This is a genomic window from Bacillus sp. AFS001701, from assembly GCF_002559405.1.
GTDB lineage: Bacteria > Bacillota > Bacilli > Bacillales > Bacillaceae_G > Gottfriedia.
Genome location: NZ_NTZO01000508.1, coordinates 1 through 1,629 on the forward strand (window position 1 = coordinate 1; position 1,629 = coordinate 1,629).

Here is a 1,629-nt window from a genome sequence, read left to right on the forward strand (position 1 = left end):
TTGGAGGGGAATTAGCTTGAATGCTACACCAGCTATAATAATTGGATTACTCTTGGTCACTTATACACTTTATACGCGAAAAAAGAAATGATATGTTCTTGTAAAAATAAAAGCAAAATATCTTAAGCAACTAACGCAGTGCGATACTTCGATAGAAGATCGCTTTTTTTATTAAACATAATGGCAGGATAGTTGCATAAGAATTGTCTGATTTTAGAAGAAAAAATGTGATATTCCCCCAAATTACAATAGGAAATATACAATGTATAATGAACTTTATGGGAGTTATTGGAAGTTCAAAAAACAAAGATAGGAGTAACATTGTGAAAAATAAGAAACGTTTTCTTGCTCTTTTTCTATTACTAGTTGTTGGAATCTCAATTTTAATCTATCAGCATCAAACGAATACTGCGAATGCTGATACGGTAAAGGTAAATTTAGGACATCCTAAACAATTCACCAAGAGAGAAGTAAGTGAAGCTGTAAACACTGTAAAGAAAAATTTCAATATAAAGGGCTGCAAACTTACGAAAATATGGTATTCAGAAGAAGAAACAGCGAAATCTGAGGAGTTTGGTTACGGCTATGGAATGGTTTTACTTTCTAACTTTAAAGTTGATTCTTCTGGTAGTGATGGGTTTTACAAACCGAATTCTACTCAAACTGATTATAGCTCGACTCTGGTTAGAGATGGCAAAAAGGGAAAATGGAGAATTAAAAATCAAGGATATAATTAATGATGTAAATTCATCCTTATGCAGCTAAAGCATGCAATAGTTGAACAAGATGGGTTGCTTCGGAGCTCTTTTTTATTCAACAAAATGGCAGGATAGTGTAAGAAGGAAATCCAATAATAAATGTAGAATAGTTCCATGCAGGAGGAAGAACGAGTAATGTTCTTCATTATTTGATAGGGAGAGAAATTTAATGTTTTCTAATGAAGAAAGAGATGCAATTTATAAAGCTATTTATTATAGGAGAGATATTCGAAGTTTTTTGTCAACTCCTATCCCAGAAAACAAGATACATAAAATATTAAATGCAGCTCATCATGCACCTTCAGTAGGTTTTATGCAACCTTGGAACTTTATTATCATTTCCTCTGACGAAATTAAAGAAAAATTAGCCTGGGCGGCAGAAAAAGAAAGACGAGCATTAGCTATTCATTATGAAGGGGAAAAAGAAATGAAATTCCTTGATTTAAAAGTTGAGGGTTTAAAAGAAGCTCCTGTAACTATTTGTATAACATGTGACCCAACAAGGGGAGGTTCACATGTATTAGGGCGAAATTCAATTCCTGAAACAGATATTTTATCAACAGCCTGTGCTATTCAAAATATGTGGTTAGCATCTTGTGCTGAAGGACTTGCGATGGGGTGGGTAAGTTTTTATAAAAAAAATGATATTCGAGATATTTTAGAAATACCACCACATATTGACCCTATTGCTCTTATATCTATCGGTTACACTAATCACTATCCAGAAAAACCTATTTTAGAATTAGCTAATTGGGAAAAAAGGCGTTCGTTAGAACATCTCATTTTTGAAAATAAATGGGGTAGAAACTAAACGGCTTATTCAACAAACGGGTGCATTAGTTGCACAACTTGATCGGCTGAAAAGTCGATT

General features: G+C 33.3%; 2 protein-coding genes. Both read left to right on the forward strand.

What is annotated here, in order from left to right:
• Positions 1 to 323: 323 nt before the first annotated feature.
• On the forward strand, positions 324 to 737 hold the full coding sequence (locus CN514_RS21760; RefSeq protein ID WP_141529476.1) for a hypothetical protein: 414 nt from the start codon (positions 324 to 326) through the stop codon (positions 735 to 737).
• A 190-nt stretch (positions 738 to 927) separates the two neighbouring features.
• Positions 928 to 1,569 carry a 5,6-dimethylbenzimidazole synthase gene (gene bluB / locus CN514_RS21765; protein ID WP_097974747.1) on the forward strand — a complete coding sequence of 214 codons (642 nt, stop codon included), beginning with the start codon at positions 928 to 930 and terminating at the stop codon, positions 1,567 to 1,569.
• Positions 1,570 to 1,629 lie beyond the last annotated feature (60 nt).

What these genes read in the sequence shown, in the direction of transcription:
- bluB (WP_097974747.1), top strand. Translation starts at nt 928, where the DNA reads ATGTTTTCTAATGAAGAAAGAGATGCAATTTATAAAGCTATTTATTAT.